Here is a 17107-nt window from a genome sequence, read left to right as displayed (position 1 = left end):
CGGGACCCGGCCGTCCGCCCTCAGCGGGGCACGGACGTGGTCCCGCGGACGACGAGACGGGGCGGTACGACGTCCTCGGCCGCGGCCGGAGCGGCGGCGCCCTCCACCCGGGCGACCGCCCGCCGCACGGCGAGGTGGGCGAGGCGCGAGGCGTCCTGCCCGACGGTCGTCAGGCCGATGTGGGCCAGACGTGCCAGCCGGCTGTCGTCGAAACCGACGACCGAGACGTCCCCAGGGACGGTCACGCCGGCGCGCAGGAAGACGTCGAGGACACCGCTCGCACAGCGGTCGTTGAAGGCGAGCACGGCGGTGGGGCGTGGCCCGGCCGTCACCAGGGCGCGGGCGGCGGCGGCGCCCGCCTCCTCGCTCGGTCCGCCGGGGAGCACGCGGACGTGCGCGTCCAGACCGTGCCGGTTCATGGCGGTGCGGTAGCCGCGTCGCCGGTCGGCGGCGCCGGGCGCGCGACCGCCGTCGATGTGGACGACGTCGCGGTGGCCGAGGGCCACGAGATGCTCCACAGCCTGCCGGGCCCCCTCGTCGTCGGCGGTCCGCACGACCTCGGGGCCGCCGTCCGCCCGCCGCAACCGCCGGGCCACGGAGACGACCGGAAGCTGTCCGGCGAGATCCGCCAGGCGGACGACGGGAGCCTGGGGGCCGAGCAGGATCAGCGCCTCGCAGCGGTCGGCGAGGAGCGTCTCCACGGCGCGTTGCTCGCTGCGCGTCGCGGTCACCGCGCTCAGCGCGATCTGGTAGCCGGCCGCGTCGGCGGCCGCGTAGACGCCCTCCACCAGGTCGGCGTGGAAGGGCTGCTGCAGACCGAACTGCACGCCGAGCAGCCGTGACCGCCGGCTGCGCAGCAACCGCGCCCGCGCGTCGGGCCGGTACCCGATCTCCCGCGCGGCCTGGAAGACCCGCTCACGCGTGGCGGCGCCGGCGCCCTTGGCGTCGCGCATCACGATGGACGCCAGAGCCGTGGACACACCGGCCCGCGCGGCGACGTCCGCGAGCGTGGGCCGCTTCCCACCGGACTGCTTCGGATCCGGAACACCAGAAACGAGCGACACCGGCCCCCTCCCTACGCCCCACTGCCCTCTCACCACCACGATCGACCTACCATAGAACGTTCTAGTCGCCGCCGGAAGATGCGGGAGATGAACGGCAGGAACGCTTGACAAGGCGGAATACCGGCTGGCGTACTGCAACTCAAGAGCGGCGGGGTCGCCCGATGACTAGAACGTTCTAGGTTCCAGGCGATCGCTCAGCGGTACCGGCAGGGCCCATGCAGAGGGAACGGAAGAGTGAAAGGGGTTGCCGGGATGTACGGACTGGCGGTCTGCGCCGAGATGGTCTTCCTGAATCTGCCGATGGACGAACGGGCCCGGCGCGTCCATGACGCCGGGTTCCAGGTGGAGATCTGGGACTGGACCCGGCACGACCTGGACGCCCTGGCCCGCACTCCGGCCGAGTTCTCCTCCATGACCGGATACATCAGGGGCAGCCTGACGGACGACGAGGGCGCGGCCGAACTCCTGCGCACAGCCGAGGAATCCGTCCGGGCGGCGGACCGGCTCGGCTGTCCCCGGCTGAACCTGCACGGCACCGGACTGGACGGCCGGGGCCTGCCCGTGTCGCCGGTGACCGGCGAGGTCACCGGCGCGATGTGGCTCGCCGCCCACCGCACGCTCACCCGGATCGCGGAGCTGGGGGAGAGCGCCGGCGTCGTGTTCACGCTGGAGAACCTCAACACGGCCGTCGACCACCCCGGAGTCCCGTTCGCGACCGCCGCCGACACCCTCGCCCTGGTCCGGGCGGTGGACCGGCCCGGCCTGCGGATGAACCTGGACCTCTACCACGCCCAGATCGGCGAAGGGAACCTGATCGAACTGGTCCGCAGGGCACACGAGGCGGACCTGATCGGCGAGATCCAGGTCGCCGACGTCCCGGGCCGCCGCGAACCAGGAACGGGCGAGATCAACTACCCCGCCGTGGCCCGCGTACTGAAGGAGATCGGCTACGAAGGCACGGTCGCGATGGAGGCCTGGGCGTCCGAGGACAACGAGTCCGCCCTGAACCGCTTCCGCACGGCCTTCACCCCCTGACCAACCGACACCGGCCCAGCCGCCGAAGGGACGCCGGACACCGCAGGACCTGCTCGGCGTGCCACGAGACATGGACGGGCGCAACGGGCGCGGGCCCGACGATCGTTACGAACGATTCCACTGGGGGAGCGGGCCGCTGATCCTACGCTGCACGCGTCTACATCACGATCGACGACGAAGTGACCGGCCGCCTGTTCCGGGACTGGGAGCCTGATGAAATGGCCCTTCTCGAAACGGCCCTTGGGCACCACCCGACGTGGGCCGTGCAACTCGACATCTCCGGGCGGATCGACGGAACCGCCGAGGTGCGTCACCTGGCAGCCCTGTTGCTGCGACAAGGCGGCGTCCCCTTCGACGACTGCTCCCAGCACGCCTGGACGTTGCAGGAGATCGAGTCAGGAACCCCGTTCGAAGGCGCCGGCTCGTTGTGTGTGTAGGCCCGTTCGAGTCAGGCCGGACGGGGAAGTGACATCCGCATCAGGAGTCCGGGGTGCTGTGGAAGACCGGTTCTTCGTTCCGGTCCGAGCCGACGGTTGCGCGATTCGGCGAGGCCTCGCTCGGTACGCCCTCCCTGCCGCCGGCGTGGTGCGGCGCTGCCGCCGTCGCCGTCATCCCGCTCCACGGCAATTGCCAAGGTAAGAGTCCGTTTCGGCTGGCATTTTCACGGCGGCATTGCGTGTGAGGGACAACCCATGTGCCATGGCAACCTGCGTGCTGACACATCCATATGGAGCCGGAGGTACAGCGCGCGTGGCGGCGAAGACCAATCCCACCGTCAGGAGACGCCGTCTCGGGGCCGAGTTTCGCCGGCTCCGCTTGGCCAGCGGGCTGAAGAGCACCGAAGTGGCTGAGCGGCTCATGGTCTCTCAGCCCAAGATCAGTCATTTGGAGAACGGCAACCGCGCCATCAGCCCCCGTGATGTGCGCGATCTCTGCGCGATCTACGGAGTGACGGACCAACAGGTCATCGACGCTCTGACGGAGATGGCCAGGGAATCCGGTCAGCGCGGCTGGTGGCACGCCTACGGTGACCTCTCCGACAGCGTCTACATCGGTCTGGAGACAGACGCTGCGTCCCTGCACACTCACGCGCCCATGGTGGTGCCCGATCTGCTGCAGAGCCCCGCTTACGCCCAGGCCGTCATCGGGGAAACGATCCCTCGGTTCACTGCCGAGCAGGCAGCCGCGCGCCTCAAGGTACGGCTGCGCCGTCAGCACCGGATCTACGACCCGGTCTGCCCGTTGCACCTGTGGGCCGTAATCGACGAATCGGCTCTGCGCCGCGTCGTCGGCAGCGCAGACGTCATGCGTGAGCAACTGGAGCACCTGTACGCACTCAGCGCCGAGCCGCACATCACGGTGCAGGTTCTTCCCTACACGGCGGGTGCTCACCCGGGCCTGTCAGGACAGTTCTCCATCCTGCGGTTCGCCGACGGCCCCGAGGCGGGATTGGTGTACCAGGAACGGTTCACCAACGACCTTTACCTGGAGAAGCCGTCCGACGTATGCCACTACGGCGTGATGTACGACCATCTTCAGGCCCGGGCCCTCACCCCGGACAGCAGCCGGGACTTCATCAAGAACACCGCCAGGACGTACATCGATACGGCGATCCGTTCCTGAGCGCCGGCCGCGGGAGCCGGTCACGGCCGGGCGCCTCCTGTCGACGCGACCGCCACGGAGCCGGGGGCATGGGACATCCGACACACGTGCCCGGTGCCGGGCGTCCCGGATCCGTCTCAGGCACCGCGTCTACGGGCTGAGAATCGGTGCATCGGTGGTGGGCTCAATCGAGGGTGGCGAGGTGATCGGCGTCGCCGCCCCGCCACTCGACGAGGAAGATGGTCGCGTCGTCGGTCGTGGTGCCGCCGCGTGCCTGCTTCAGGGTGTGGGAGAGCGCTCGTACCACCGCCCGGATCTGAGTGCGATCGCGGAGGATGCGGTTGGTCCACTCGATGAGCTGCTCCTCGCCGAACTGTGCCCCGTCGGCCTGGTGTTCCTCGATCAGGCCGTCGGTGAAACACAACATCCGGTCCCCGGGTTGCAGCATCCGCTCGCTGATCACCGGCTCCTCACCGCCGAAGCCGGCCGGCAACGTCGTCGGGCTCGCCAGACGGTCCACCACTGCGCGGTCGCGGATCAGGAAGGGAGCCGGGTGGCCGGCGTTGACCCACTGAAGCCGGCCTGAGGTGATGTCCAGGATCATTATCTGAGCGGTGACGAAGTGGTCGTGGCCGAACTGCTCGTTGATGGCCCTGTCCATGAACGCGTATACCTGGGACAGGTCCGTATGGGCCCGCCGCGTGTGGCGGTAGGCGCCGACGGCCACTGTCGCCATGGTCGCCGCGTCCAGCCCGTGCCCCATCGCGTCGAGCATGGCCATATGCAGGATGTCGCCGTTGAGGGCGTAGTCGAAGCTGTCGCCTGCCACGTCGTAGGCGGGTTCCAGAATCCCGGCCACCTCGACCTGCGGAACGGTCATCGTCAGCGGGGGCAGCAACGACCACTGGATCTCCGCGGCCACACTCATCGGGGAACTGCGGCGAGCCTGGAAGAACTGATCGGTGTAGGCGTCCTTGGTGACAATCATGTCCGCGACCAGACCGGCGAGCCTGCGCAGCAACCGCCGGTCGTCGTCGTCGACGCTGTCCAGAGTGACGGCCATCGCCCCGATCTGGTCGCTGCCGTCCAGCAGCGGCAGGTACATTCGCACGCTGCCGCCCTCCGGAACCTCTACCGTTCTGCGGCTCAGGAACGCCTCGCCGGCGGGGGAGCCCTCGACCGGCTCGGGGCCTCCGACCCTCAGTCTCCGGCCCGGCAGCGGCACCAGCAGCACCTGTTCGTAGTCCTGCAGGAGGATGGAGACATCCCGCCCTCCGACCCTGGCCACCTCCTCCGCGACGAGGGGGGCGATCAATTCCGGCGGCATCTCGTGGGCCCGGTCGAGCAGCACCCCCAGCAGTCGTTCGCCAAACCCCTCCGACCGGTCCACCCCGATCCGGTCCGGCTTGCGTCCACCCTCTGTCATCGCTGCCGGCTTCCCTTCGGCCCGGGGCATGGACAACTCATCGGGCGTCGGCGTCCACGTGGTGTTCATCGGGGCGGGCTCGGGGTCGATCACGCCACGGGCGGCCTGTCGCCCCTCCGCCCCTTGAGGTCGGGTCACCACAGGGGCAACGGGCCCCACCGGCCGATGAGCGGGCCAGGTACGGGGCGCCGTTCTCGCGTCCCGACGGGGCCCTGGCGTCGTCAGTCGCGGCACTCCGGACGGACCTTCCTGGCCGGCCGCACGTGAGACTGTGCTGACCTGCTCTCATGCTATGCCTGGTGAACATTTCGGGCATCCGGCACTCCTTCGCGGCGTCTCCTCTCTCGGACCTCGTCTGGTTCGGTCGGCCGCCGGACCAACTGCTTCCCCGGCCGTCGGGCCCGTGGTGCTCCGAGGCCCGGTGCTTCCGCTCGGGATCGGGCCGCTTCCGGCCACCCACTCGGACGGGCTCGCCTACGAGAGCCGCACCCAGCGGCCCGGCTGACGAACACCGCCCGTGCGGCGCCGGTGTGGGGATTTCGGTCTCCCGGGGGCGCGGCCCACTTGAGAACCTGACGATAGCAGGAATATCGAATCTCATTATTTAATCAGCGCTGTGCGCTGTTTGAATGAGCGGCGAATTATCCCCGCCCTGTTTATTTCGACGCACGGATATTGCTGCGTAATATGCGGCGACAGCGACAAGGCTTCCCGGGCGATCGGTAGGGCCCGGCATGCCACGGCCCCCACAGGAAATGGCCTTTTGATGAAGCTGAAGATCCCTCGGGCGGATGACCGCCGCACTTTGTCCGGCGTGCTGGCTTCCGCCCTCGCCGCGACCATTGCCGCCGTGCTGGTCGCCTTGACGCCGACTCAGGCACTGGCCATCGCCACGCCGGTGCCACTGGCCACGGCAGCGAGTTTCTCCGTTCTGGCCGGTCAGGGAGTCACCAACACCGGCCCCTCGCTGATCAGCCACGACCTTGGCACCCACCCGAATCCGTCCATCACCGGATTTCCGCCCGGCCAGGTACTCGGTGCCGTACACGCCGCGGACGCTGTCGCGCTTCAGGCCAAGGCCGACCTGGTCACGGCGTACGACAACGCCGCCGGCCAGGCCACGGACTTCGCCCTTGCGTCGGCGATCGGCAACGGTCAGACGCTGCTTCCGGGTGTCCACACCGCTGTCTCCGGTGTCGGACTCACCGGTGACCTGATCCTGGACGCCGCGGGGAACCCGAACGCGGTATGGGTGTTCCAGATTCCCGAAGCGCTGACGACCGCGTCCTCCAGCCGAGTGCTCCTCACCAACGGGGCTTCGGCGTGCAACGTGTTCTGGCAGGTCGGGAGTTCTGCCACCCTCGGCACCAACTCCACCTTCGTGGGCACCATCATGGCTCTGACCTCGATCAGTGTCACGACGGGGACGAACATCGAGGGGCGGGCGCTGGCCCGTAACGGCTCCGTGACGCTCGACAACAACCGGATCTTCCTCGGCGGGTGCGCGACCTCCACCACCGGCGGAACGACGACGGGGACGACCACCGGAACCACAGCGGGAACGACCACCGGCACCACGACCGGAACCACCGCAGGAACGACCACCAGCGGGGGCCTCCTCGGCGGCGGCCTCGTCAGCGGCGGTCTCGTCAGCGGCGGCCTCCTGGGCGGACCGATCGTCGGGACCGGCGGCACCTCGGGCAACGTCGCCGGCAACACGTCCGGGAATACCGCCGGAAACTCGTCTGGGAACACCGCGGGCAACACCGCCGGGAACAACGGCAACACGGCTGGCAACACCGCCGGGAACACCACTGGCGGGCACGGTGCCGACGGGCACGACCATGCGCCGGGCGGACCGAACCACGGGGGCAAGCCCGGTAAGCCGCACCACGGCGGCAAGCTGGACCTCGAGGATTACCTGCGTCCCGGCAAGTCCGACCACGGTCGGGAAGACCACGGCCAGGACGACCACGGTCGGGAAGACCACGGCCAGGACGACCACGGTCGGGAAGACCACGGCCAGGACGGCCACGGCAAGCAGCCCGACGAAAACTACGGCTACGACGGGGCGCCCCAGGGTTACGAGGGCGACGACCACTCCAAGGCCCACGAGGGCTAGGTAGCGCACCGCGGGTCAGTCGGTCCACCGGATGACGGCGCGCGGCGGAACTCTCATCGAGTCCGCCGCGCGCGGTCGGTGGCACTCAGCAAGAAGGCCAGGCTCCAGCAGTTGACAGAGAAAGACAGGTAGCCGGTGTCGAGCGGAATCGACTCAGCGGACGTGAGGGAAATCCAGCAGTCCGACTCCGGTCCGGCCACACGGGAATGTCCTGACGCCGTGGTCGCGCCCGCCGGGTGCCCGAGAGGTACTCGGGCACTGAAAGCAGGGCTGTACACCACCGTGGCTTTTTGCCTGGCGGTGAGCTTCGTCCACGTGATTCTCGTGTTTCTTCACGTGGCACCGGCCAACACGGTCTCCAAGCGATACAGCCCGTTGGTCAATTCCTGGGTGTACCCCTTCTTCGAACAGAATTGGCGGCTCTTCGCCCCGGACCCCGAATCCGTCAACCGGCAGATTTTGGCGAGAACCGCGCACACCCTCCCCGACGGATCGGCGCAGGTGAGCCCCTGGTTCGATCTGACCGCCGTCGACCGTTCAGCAGTAGAGCACCATCCGTTCCCGAGCCACACCGCACAGAACATGTTGCGCCGCGCCTGGGCCGGCTACGTCGACTCGCACGGAGGAGACGACAAGGCGCACACGGACCGAGCCCTGATGATGCAGAAGTACCTGAGCAACATTGCCACGGAACGTGCTGCCACACGCGAGGGCGGCACCTTCGACTTCATTCAGCTCCGCGTCGTCACGCTGCCCATCCCCGTGCCCGGCGCCGCCGCAGGCAATCGCCAGCCGACGCCGGTCGAGAATCGGCTCCTGCCCTGGTGGAAGGTGACCCGCCATGGAAAATGAGGCGCAGAGGACCATGTGGGCCGGCGTCGGCCGGTGGCTCGCCGACCGGATGACCGCCGTGTGTGATCTCCTGACCGGCCGCCCGCTGTCCCTGTACGCGGCCTCTGTGCTGCGCATCGGTTACGGACTGCTCTATCTGATCTTTTTGCTGCGCGAGTTTCCCCACCGTGACGAGATCTGGGGTCCCGGCTCTCCGTGGACGCCCGCCCTGGCAGACCAACTCTGCGAGCAGACGGGCTGGTTCAGTGTTCTGCTCCTGTCCGACAGCCGCGCCTACTTCGAGCTCTGCTACGCGCTGGCACTGGTTACGGCCGCACTGTTCCTGCTGGGCTGGCGTACCCGTTTCCTGTCGGTCCTCTTCGCCGTCGTGGTGACCTCGTTCCACAGCCGGGCGATCTTCATGACGGACGGGGGCGACAACCTGGTCCTGCTGATGTCCCTCTACCTCGTCCTCACCGCATGCGGCCGGTGCTGGTCCCTGGACGCGCGCAGAGACCGGCTGAGGACGGTTCGTGCAGGCGACGAGCCGACCTCGACGAGGAACTCCTTCGCATGGCAACTCCGCGATGCCCGAACCACGTTGATCACGGTGGTGCACAACTGCGGCATGTTCCTGATCGCGGCACAGGTCTGTCTTCTCTACGGTTCAGCCGGCCTGTACAAGGTCCAGGGCGCTCTGTGGGGCGGCGGAACCGCGCTGCACTACGTCCTGAACCTCGAACTCTTCCGGCCCTGGCCCGTCCTCTCCCACTTCGTGGACGAGCACACGCTCGTGGTCGCCGTCGCCGGTTACCTGACCGTGCTCTTGCAGGTGGCCTTCCCGTTCGTGCTCTTCGGGAGGCTCAAATATCCCGTCCTCGCCATGCTGCTGGGCATGCACATCGGCATCGCTGTGCTGATGGGGCTGCCTCTCTTCTCCGGCGCGATGATCGTCGCGGACGCCGTGTTCCTTCCCGACCGCTTCTACACCTTCCTGCCTCACCTCTGCCGAGGCGTGGTGCGGCGGACGGCCAACGGACGGCCGGTGCCCGGACGAGCGGCAAGCCCCACAGCAGTGCCTGCGCAAGGCGGACCGGGCGGCACACCCCGCTCGAAGCACCGAGTCGTGCTCCCGGCAGGCCGGAGAGACACCACGCCCGCCTCCGAAACCGGGTCTCACCAGGTGCTCCCCGACGGAGGCTGACACAAGTCCTCGGACGATAGAGTCAAGCACCTGCTCGGCAGTCGGCCACTGTCCGACTGCTCGGCGCGCGCTTCGGGACACTCCTCTAGCGGTTGCTTGTTGGGGGCCTGTTCTCGGCCGTTGCAGCGGTGATCCTTCCCGGCGTGACAGGTGGTTAACGGCCCACTTCAACCAACCAAGGACGGCCAACCAGAGTCATAGCGGTTGCAGTACTCCGCTGCTGTACGCACGACAGAGGCCCATTCACGATCACATGAATGGGCCTCTGACCTGTGTCGGGGTGGCGGGATTTGAACCCACGACCTCTTCGTCCCGAAGCAACTTGGGCGAAGGCTCGACCTGCGGCGAGTGCGCCTTTTACCTGCGGCGATGATCCGGGGGCGTCCGTGCTTGTCCGCCGCTGTCCGTCGGCGTTGTCACGCAGTTAGACACTCACCGCCGGATCGCACGGTGCTGCACGGCCGTGGCCGGGTCGGGGCTGGTCCAGTAGAGAATGGCACGGTGGACGTAGCTGCGGAACTGCGCGCTCTTACTGGCTCTCTGTCGCGGGAAGACGGGGTCTTCGGCCGCGTGGTCGATCAGGCCGGCGGATCCGTTCCGGGACTCGTTCGCCAAGTGGCCGCCGAGGCCGAAGAGGCTTGGAAGCAGTATGCAGTGGAAGGCGCAGTCGGCCCGGACACACCAGTAGAGATCGACGACGCGCTCTTGCAGATCGACGCTGAGCGCGCAGCGGAGCTCTTGACCTACCTGGCGACCTACGACCTCGTGTTCCCGGGCTCAGGACGCCGAGACCGCGCACACGCCCAGAGAGCGGCGGAACGTGTTGTCCGTCTGCTGGGCTATGAGGCCGCCTGGTACACGAACATCATCGACCTCTCGCCCGGAGCGCGAGCGTGGAACCCGGTCACCCGGCATACCTTCGATGGGGTCGTTGCGGGGGCCGGCGGGTCCTTCACCGTGGCGTTGCTGCAGCTAGGTGAGGACTGAGCCCCGCCGGCACTCTGCTGCTGCCGTGGCGTTGTGCGAGCACCGCTTTAGGAGTTCGATCAAGGCTCAGTTCGGTCCTAGGACTACCTAGACGCTACGGCTGAGCGAGATCGCGTACGACTGCTGCTGTACGCAGGCGTTGATGTCAGTCTTGGATGTCAACCGACCGAGATTCATCAGCCTCCCAGCCAGTCTGCTGAGCACGCCTGTTGATCTCATCGGCAGCTGCCTGAAGCACGGCGACACGTGTGCCTTGACTGAATCCAACACCGAAGTGTGTTCCTGCTCGGCCGAGGAGGTCCTGAAGGAGCTCAGACACTCGCTCAGTTGCACCCTCCTCCGCGACGACAGAGGCTAGGGCGTCCTTGAAATCCGGAGCTTTCTCCGCTGCGGCAAACCAAGCCAAGAAGGTCTCAAGTTCCCTGCTGGGGCGCTCTTCTCTGGTGGCGATCCAGCGAGCCATCTGGGCTGGGTCCACCCAGTCTGGAGATTCTTGATGGCAAGGCTTACAGAGTAGGAGCAGGTTGCTCGCGTCGTCTGGTCCACCGAGGCTGCTAGGGATGATGTGGGCTCGTTCGAGGTTGGCGCGCTGCCATGAGGCCTGGGCAGTGGCCCGCTTCCATCGCTCTGAGAACCACCCGCAGGCGAAGCAACACGGCTCATCAAGCAGCAGGTAAGGAGCGAAATCCTCCCTTCTCGGACTTTCGTTCCAATGTTGCGCAATTTTCCACTTACTTGGTACGGACATAGGCCCCCCTCTGTCTACTGCTCGTAGCATGCCAGCCGCCTGGGACATCAGCCTGGGCTTGGTCGAGCGGCCGATAGATGTTGAGCCTGCGAAGGCAGGACTCTGTCAGTACCGCTTTAGGAGAGAGGCTGGGTGACCTCGTGCCTGACCTGCGGCTTCGCTGGCTGGGGAAGTAAGCGGCTACTCGACCACGGGGCACCGGTGTTGACCGCAGCTGACCCCTGCATCTGGCACGGTTGTGGCACAGGCTTCGCTCGTCAGCCGGTGGTCGTGCCGGTCGTGCCGTGGCGGGGATCGGCCGACCGGATGCAGTCACCGAGGGCAGCAAAGGGCACTGGCGGGCCCGCCGCCGCGCGAACCGTGCCAAGGCTGGCGCTGTCCGTGTCCAGGGTGGCGACAACTTGGTGGGGGAGTACGTAGAACTCCCACTGGGTCGTGTCGAGCGGGTTGTAGTCAGCGTGTTCACGGGCAGTCTGGACGGCGAAAACGTAGACGTCGGCGTTGTACGACTTCGTCTCTGAGTAACCACTGCCAGGTGACCACGTGCGAGCGCGGAGCCCACTGAAGCGGAGCGGGGACGGTGCTCGTTGATCCCAGGCTTGCAGGTATGCGCCGGCCTTGACTTCGATGCGCAGTCCGTCGTCGGTCTCGACATCGTGGCTTGCCCATTCCACACGAGGCTTGTGGGAGCCGACCGCCTGGTGGACCAGAAACTCCGCGAACAGTCCGCGTGTGTTGTTCACACGGAGGTCCGGCATGGCGAACCGCCAGAAGTCGACCACGGTCGCGTCCGGGACGCCGACGATTGACTCGTCGCCGCGCAGCGGGGACATGGTGCGCGGGGTCAAAGGCAGATGAGCAGACCGCTTCATGCATCGCAGTCTGCCAGGTCGGCGCAGCGTGGGTTCCTGTGCATCAACTGTCGACAGACCTTGCCGAGCGCTGGTTGGGTGGCCGCAAGGGGTGGAGCCGAGCCCATGCTCTCAGCTTGGGAAGCTGGGGGCATTTGAGGCCGGTTCGAGCCCTGACCTGCGCGAATGGCCGAGGTATGGCTTCGTGGGACTCAGGCGCTTTCACCGTGGTTCCCCGCGGGTCCCCGCTCGATCTGGTGCGCTTGTGGTGCGGTCACTGACGGCGTGGGTTTCTGTGGACCGGCGCGTGTACAAGTGCCTCAGAGGTGTTGCTTGGCCGCTCTGACCAGTCGGCTGATGTCGTCACGGGTCCGTACCCTGGCATCGTCGAGTTCAGTTCTACTGTCCGTCTTGGACAGCTCCGTAACGTTTGCGAGCACGTCTTCCGCGGCCCGGCCCAAAGTCTCTTCATCGGTGAGCATCTGGACCCGGAACAGAGCCTCTTGGGCGTTGGAGCGTAGGTCGTAGGCGCGGATCCGCACCGTTTCGGGGGCCTCCGGTGGTGGCTGTTCATGCTCGCAGAACCAGAGGTGAACCAGGCAGCGCCGGTAGTTGACCAACGCGCCGGCGTAGGCAGAGTAGGCATCGAGTCGCTCCTGCCGCAGCTTCTCGCGGCGGGTGAACTGGTGGCTCCTGTCGGCGGTGTGCTGCTGGAACGCCAGGGTGATCCCCGAACCGAGCAGCGTCCCCAGGACGGCTATGCCGCTGGCGATGATGGTCTCCACACCCCAAGCTGATCACGCATAGCCGTCTCGGCGGGCCGTAATCGACTCCGATGCCAACACGCTTTCCAACTGTGGTGGTGCCTCGCTTGGCCGCGTACGGGTTCGTTCACCTGCGTTCATGGCCGGTCGGGCGCGGGAGCGGCTACGGGCTCCGGTCTCGTCTGAACGGCCGTGAACGGCGCTGAATGAGACGGAAACTGAGACGGAGGGTGGGGCAGAGCTCGCTAGCATCGTTGCTGCTGAAGGGGGAGGCATGGCACTGGTCCGCAAGGGATCACGACGGATCGATGTCGACGGCACGCTCTACCGCTGGCGGCTGCGAGGCAGGCCGACGTACTCCCAGGGGCTGGCCTGGTCGCCGTGCACGTTCGCGGTCGAGCATGCGGACACCCCGGGAGCGACGCTCGTGGTCACCACCGATCAGCCGCATCCGAGCAACTGGATCGGTCGCGAGGCTGAGCCTGTACTGCCGTCCGGTGTCGCCGCGGCTGTTCGGCTCGCGCTGCGTGAGGGTTGGACTCCGACGGTTCCGGGCTCCGCGTTCCACCTCGACCAGTCCGCCGGCTTCACAGCCTCGCTTTGACGCGGAGCACCGCTTTAGGAGTTCGGTCTGACCGCCTGTCCATCCGTGCTGCGCGGGGCGGCCATGGCCGTGTCAGACCGCATCGCGCCGCCGTTGTCCGCCGTCGTTGATGTCAGCCATGGATGTCACCTCACACCGGCTGGAATCACTTGCGACGCTTGCGTGCCTTCGCCTTGCGTTCGGCTTCCTTGCGCTTCTCGATGGTGTACGACGACCACTCGCCACGGTGCAGGTTGCATCGCGACGCACCAACCATCGCCAGTCGCCGGCACCGAGTGCCCTTCTCCGTGAGCGCTCCACACCTGGACTGCGTACGAGCCACGTCTCCCACCCCCGGTCTCGACCGTCGTGCGGACCAGTTCAGGATTGCCGGGCACATGTCCCCTGTGGAAGGCGCACTGCTCCGCGCAGCGGTGCACGGCGGCCCAAGGAGATTGATCAGGGGCGCACGCTTTCCAAGTGTTGGCGGTCCCGAGGGCCTCGAACGGGGTCGTTCACCTGCGTTCATGGGCGGTTGGCCATGAGAGTGGCCACCGGCTTCGGTCTCGTCTGAACGGCCATGAACGGCGCTGAATGAGACGGAAACTGAGACGGAGCGGGGACCCGGGCTTTCAAGGCGGACTCAACAGCTCCACATAACAAATCTGCAAAGCCTTACGTTCCACGCGAGGAGAGATCTTTTCGCGCACGGAAAGACCCCAAAATCCGTGACCTGCGGGGACCCTGGAAGAGCTGCGATTAAATCGCAGATTTCTGCGCTCAGGCAGCGCGTTTCTCCAGGTCACGGCAGCGTTGTATCTTCCCTATCACACTCGAAGATGCCCTACGCTCGGAACGTAACCGCGAATTCGTGGAGACGGCAAAGGGAAGCACTCGGCGGCACAGCCACGAGCCTTTTACCGAGAGCTCCCCTGCCGTGCCACGGTCGCACCATTCGAGAGACGAGAGGGCAGCAAAACCGTGACCACTATCGAAGGTGCCCCGCCGCGGGTACCCGCCCCGCCGACAACGCAGCCTGCGCAACCGTCAGAGCCGGAGAGGCCTACCCTGCCTTCCTCGGCTCTGGAGTGGGCCCAGCTCGCTCTGTGCACCGTGAGCGTCGTCTGCGGCGTCATCATCGGCCTCGCCTACTCGATCGAGTTAGGGGTGACCCTGGCGGGCGCCGGCCTCGGTGGCGCTGGCACTCGCATCGTCATCAACGTCCGCCGATAACTGCACAGGGTGACGGCCCGGTATTGCGAAGTCGATCATCCGGCGGCCCTGTCACCCCTGGACCGGACCGCGCGGGGCATCTCTCCCTGCCCGGTGTCGTCGATGCTCCTGGTCGGCTTCGAGCCGCTCTCGCGAGCTACCCGCAGTCCGGGCTGCGGCCACTGGTACGCGAGGATTCGGCCGAGCGCATCGACCTCAACCTGGTAGCGGACCGTGCCGTCGGGCCAGTTCTGCCGTGCCAGGACCTGAGCGCCCCGCCACGTCCCGGGCCCGTACGTCGACCACCAGGCCGAGAACGGACACCTCGTGCAAGCACCGAGTGCGAGACACGAGTCGAGATGACCGGGAACGCCTTCCGGATGCCGCTACACCCTCGGGGGCGCCCACTTCGTCGGCTTCGAGGGGCAGACGAAAAAGTGACCTGGTGGACCGTGTCATGGACGACGGCGCCACCGGGCGGGGCTCCATCCACAGGTAACCGATGCAAATCACTTTCGCCCATTACGGACCGACCTGCTTCGTGGATGGCCGCGCACCATTCGAAGCGATCTTGCACGCACAAGGGGATGTTCCTTATACGCAGCCGGTAGACGGGAAATCTACCGTCCTCGACTGCGAAACCCGCTGGTCAGACCCGTCACCGAGTACCGTGCGGCCAACTGTCCGCAAGCCTGCTGTGCAGGTTGGCCCACAGCGCAAAGTCAAGTATCCCCAGATGCACGGAGGTTGTGCCCAGGCGCCTGTGGATAGCCAGATTGGCTGACAGTTCCACTCGTGCCACCATCAGCAAGCCAAACGGCTGACCTGGCCTCTTGTGCAGCACAGTTGACGATGAGCAGGTTTCACGTGGAACAACGCGGGACGCAACTCACCTGCACCGAGAGCGGAGTTGGGTCTCTCATTTGTCAGGTGTGAGCCGTAGAAAGGACACGCACGACAAGAGGCACTGCTCCAGCTGACCCCGTAACTGTCAGTGCCGTGCCAGAGAATGCTCCTCGGTGGCCTTTGGTGCCCTCCGCCAAAACGGCGGCGGCCCCCTGTTGCGAGCAGGAGGCCACCGACTTCGACAGCAAGAACCGACGACCTGAGGAGGTCACCATTCCCACTGATAACGAGCCTACGGGCTCCCACCGTCAAAGCAACTCTGACCAGCACCTTGATGGCCCGCCTCTCGGTGAGAAGCCGCAGACCAGGCGTCTGAGCCCAGCCCGGATGCGGGCGCGCCGGCTGCTGGACACCGCGAGCGACGAACTCGTGCGCCTGGCCGTACAGGCGTCCGCAACCGGTGTGCTCGGGTGGGCGGTCTACTGGATCGAGCAGCGGTGAGCCGTGGCTGCCTGGGCGTACACGAGTGCGCCCAGGCGGCGCACCATGGGCCAACATCGCGTCCTGGTCGCACCGCGTCCTGTCGGCGATCGACGGCGTCGCCATGGACGTCGAGTCCGTCGTCGAGACCCTCGACGTCAAGGGCGACTATGAGCAGAACGGCTTCGCGAACAGAGGCCGGCGGGCTTGGGCGTCGCCGAGCTCAGCAAGCGAATCAAGGATCCCGTACGTCGACTACCAGGCCGACACCGGACACCTTGCGCAAGCACCCGAATGCGAGACACGAGTCGAGATGATCGAGAACGTCTTCCGGAAGCCGATACATCCTCAGAGTGCAAGGCAGAGGACCTCCTCACCCGGGCGGGTACAACGGCTCGGCCATCCGACGCGCACCACATCAGGGCGAACAGGACCCCGCCGGAGGATTACAAGGACTTCGACGTCGCGTACGCCTTCGTCACCTTCGACTGCGCGCCGCCAACCTCAAGGAGACGGGAGGACCACCGCTGGCTTCGAGGGCCAGACCAAGACGGTGGCGCACCGCCGCCAGGTCAGTCACCACAAGGACGACGGACATCTGGTGTGCCAGGAAATAAGCCGTCATACCCGGAGGAGCCGCCCGAGGAGCACGTCGGTACGTGGCCACGAATCCGCAGGTCACCAGAGCTGTCCGAGATCAGCGGCGAAGCAGCTGCGGTGGTTCATCGGCACGATGTTCTGCGCCGAGCTGTAGCCGACAGGTACGACCAGCCACCAACGTGACTCATGTTTACGCAGGTCATCCCCACTTCCACAGGGTGCGCCGAACCTGGAGCGGCGCCAGATGGCCAGCACCGCGCTAACGCGTGTCGGGGTGTTGAGCTCTGCGCTGTTGTCAGCACGCCCCTACACAATGGTTCCCGGCGGCCTTTCGGGCGCCGCCGCCGATACGGCGGCGGCCCCCTGTTGCGAGCAGGAGGCCACCGACTTCGACAGCAAGAACGGACGACCTGAGGAGGTCACCATTCCCACTGAGAATGAGCCTACGGGCTCCCACCGACAGAGCAAGCCTGACCAGCACCTTGAGGGCCCCCTCTCGGTGAGAAGCCGCAGGGCAGGCGTCTGAGCCCCGCCCGGATGCGGGTGCGTCGGCTGCTGGAGACCGCGAGTGACGAGTTCGTGCGGCTGGCGGTGAAGGCGTCCACGACGGGCCTGGCCGGACTGGCGGTCTACTGGTTCGAACACCGTTGAGCTGGGGGCGGGGGGGGGTGGCGGGGGACACCCCCCCCCCCCCCCCCGCCCCGCGGCCCCGCCCCCCCCCCCCGCCCCGCGGGGCCCCCCGGCGCCCTAAC

At 66.9% G+C, this 17107-nt stretch carries 13 protein-coding genes and 1 pseudogene; 8 read left to right on the top strand and 6 right to left on the bottom strand.

Going from position 1 to position 17107, the window contains the following annotated elements; genetic code table 11:
• Positions 1–20: 20 nt before the first annotated feature.
• Complete coding sequence (locus ACGFSH_RS11595) at positions 21–1064, bottom strand: LacI family DNA-binding transcriptional regulator (RefSeq protein ID WP_393347295.1); 1044 nt, start codon at positions 1062–1064, stop codon at positions 21–23.
• Between the two features lie 252 nt (positions 1065–1316).
• Here ACGFSH_RS11595 and ACGFSH_RS11590 point away from each other — a divergent pair, with 252 nt between their 5' ends.
• The 3 genes from ACGFSH_RS11590 (at position 1317) to ACGFSH_RS11580 (ending at position 3722) form a co-directional block, all read left to right on the top strand.
• Positions 1317–2099 (top strand): TIM barrel protein, encoded by a 783-nt coding sequence (locus tag ACGFSH_RS11590; RefSeq protein ID WP_393347293.1) that lies wholly within the window; start codon positions 1317–1319, stop codon positions 2097–2099.
• Positions 2100–2317: 218 nt separating this feature from the next.
• On the top strand, positions 2318–2536 hold the full coding sequence (locus ACGFSH_RS11585; RefSeq protein ID WP_393347291.1) for a hypothetical protein: 219 nt from the start codon (positions 2318–2320) through the stop codon (positions 2534–2536).
• Positions 2537–2849: 313 nt separating this feature from the next.
• Positions 2850–3722: a helix-turn-helix domain-containing protein gene (locus ACGFSH_RS11580; protein ID WP_393347289.1), complete on the top strand. Its 873-nt coding sequence runs from the start codon at positions 2850–2852 to the stop codon at positions 3720–3722.
• A gap of 163 nt (positions 3723–3885) precedes the next feature.
• Here the strand turns inward: ACGFSH_RS11580 and ACGFSH_RS11575 are convergent, their stop codons facing one another.
• Complete coding sequence (locus ACGFSH_RS11575; RefSeq protein ID WP_393348094.1) at positions 3886–5127, bottom strand: PP2C family protein-serine/threonine phosphatase; 1242 nt, start codon at positions 5125–5127, stop codon at positions 3886–3888.
• A gap of 766 nt (positions 5128–5893) precedes the next feature.
• Between ACGFSH_RS11575 and ACGFSH_RS11570 the strand changes: the two genes are divergently transcribed.
• The 4 genes from ACGFSH_RS11570 (at position 5894) to ACGFSH_RS11555 (ending at position 10271) form a co-directional block, all read left to right on the top strand.
• Positions 5894–7249: an ice-binding family protein gene (locus ACGFSH_RS11570; RefSeq protein WP_393347287.1), complete on the top strand. Its 1356-nt coding sequence runs from the start codon at positions 5894–5896 to the stop codon at positions 7247–7249.
• 219 nt (positions 7250–7468) lie between these two features.
• On the top strand, positions 7469–8101 hold the full coding sequence (locus ACGFSH_RS11565) for a DUF5819 family protein (protein WP_393347286.1): 633 nt from the start codon (positions 7469–7471) through the stop codon (positions 8099–8101).
• 13 nt (positions 8102–8114) lie between these two features.
• Entirely contained in the window at positions 8115–9284 is a 1170-nt protein-coding gene (locus ACGFSH_RS11560; protein WP_393348092.1) for an HTTM domain-containing protein, read from the top strand.
• A gap of 501 nt (positions 9285–9785) precedes the next feature.
• Positions 9786–10271 carry a hypothetical protein gene (locus tag ACGFSH_RS11555; RefSeq protein ID WP_393347284.1) on the top strand — a complete coding sequence of 162 codons (486 nt, stop codon included), beginning with the start codon at positions 9786–9788 and terminating at the stop codon, positions 10269–10271.
• Between the two features lie 145 nt (positions 10272–10416).
• On the opposite strand, the gene ACGFSH_RS11550 is transcribed toward ACGFSH_RS11555, so the two are convergent.
• From ACGFSH_RS11550 to ACGFSH_RS11535, 4 genes and pseudogenes are all read right to left on the bottom strand, one after another.
• A complete protein-coding gene (locus ACGFSH_RS11550) occupies positions 10417–10734 on the bottom strand; it encodes a hypothetical protein (protein WP_393348151.1) in 318 nt (105 codons plus the stop codon).
• Positions 10735–10749: 15 nt separating this feature from the next.
• Positions 10750–11019: pseudogene (locus tag ACGFSH_RS11545) on the bottom strand (HNH endonuclease); the annotation flags it as partial.
• Between the two features lie 257 nt (positions 11020–11276).
• A complete protein-coding gene (locus tag ACGFSH_RS11540; protein ID WP_393347282.1) occupies positions 11277–11891 on the bottom strand; it encodes a hypothetical protein in 615 nt (204 codons plus the stop codon).
• Between the two features lie 299 nt (positions 11892–12190).
• Positions 12191–12655: a hypothetical protein gene (locus ACGFSH_RS11535; RefSeq protein WP_384119996.1), complete on the bottom strand. Its 465-nt coding sequence runs from the start codon at positions 12653–12655 to the stop codon at positions 12191–12193.
• A 253-nt stretch (positions 12656–12908) separates the two neighbouring features.
• On the opposite strand from ACGFSH_RS11535, the gene ACGFSH_RS11530 reads away from it, so the two are divergent.
• Positions 12909–13238, top strand: coding sequence for a hypothetical protein (locus ACGFSH_RS11530; protein WP_393347280.1), 330 nt, complete (start codon positions 12909–12911; stop codon positions 13236–13238).
• Positions 13239–17107 lie beyond the last annotated feature (3869 nt).

Origin of the sequence: Streptomyces sp. NPDC048481 (genome assembly GCF_043200075.1) — a bacterium.
Classification (GTDB): domain Bacteria; phylum Actinomycetota; class Actinomycetes; order Streptomycetales; family Streptomycetaceae; genus Streptomyces.
Note: the sequence above shows the minus strand (reverse complement) of the source record. Positions and strands in the feature narration are given on the sequence as shown.